The sequence below is a fragment of the Stieleria mannarensis genome, assembly GCF_014154935.1.
In the GTDB taxonomy this organism is placed as follows: domain Bacteria; phylum Planctomycetota; class Planctomycetia; order Pirellulales; family Pirellulaceae; genus Stieleria; species Stieleria mannarensis.
The window spans coordinates 1-502 of sequence record NZ_JACEHH010000221.1 but is presented as its reverse complement, the minus strand read 5'-3'; the positions used below and the strand labels follow the sequence as shown (position 1 = coordinate 502).

General features: G+C 55.2%; 1 protein-coding gene and 1 pseudogene. Both read left to right on the top strand.

Features of this window, described 5'->3' with window-relative positions; all coding sequences use genetic code 11:
* Positions 1-20: 20 nt before the first annotated feature.
* Positions 21-164: pseudogene (locus tag H1B37_RS34740) on the top strand (ISL3 family transposase); the annotation flags it as partial.
* 3 nt (positions 165-167) lie between these two features.
* A partial coding sequence (locus H1B37_RS33165; protein ID WP_286178480.1) for a helix-turn-helix domain-containing protein occupies positions 168-502 on the top strand: 335 nt, incomplete at its 3' end.

Below are 502 nucleotides of genomic sequence, written 5' to 3'. Positions count from 1 at the left end.
GTCTCGATTCGTCCTGGTCTGTGAAAGACGTCGATCTTGATCTGGCCGGTAACCAAGTGGTCATTCGCCTCGATTTCGTCGGTGGCTCTGTCTGTTGCCCGGAATGCAACAAGCAGTGTGCTCGGCATGACACAGCTCCCGAGCGAACTTGGCGACATCTCGATACGATGCAATTCAAGACGGAAATTCGGGCCGCTGTTCCACGCAGCAAGTGTGCCGAGTGTGGCGTTAAAACCATCGCGGTCCCCTGGGCCGGCAAGCACTCTCGCTTCACTTGGATGTTCGAAGCAGTGGCAATCAAAGTGCTGCAAGCTGCTGCGAATGTCAAGCGGGCGGCAGAGTTGCTCGGTTTGAGCTGGGAAGCGATGCATTCGATCATTGAGCGAGCCGTCGATCGTGGATTGGCACGTCGCGATCTCGAAGACATCCACCACGTCGGGATCGATGAAAAGAGCTTCGGCAAAGGCCAGGATTATATCTCGTTGATGACAGATCTCGACAA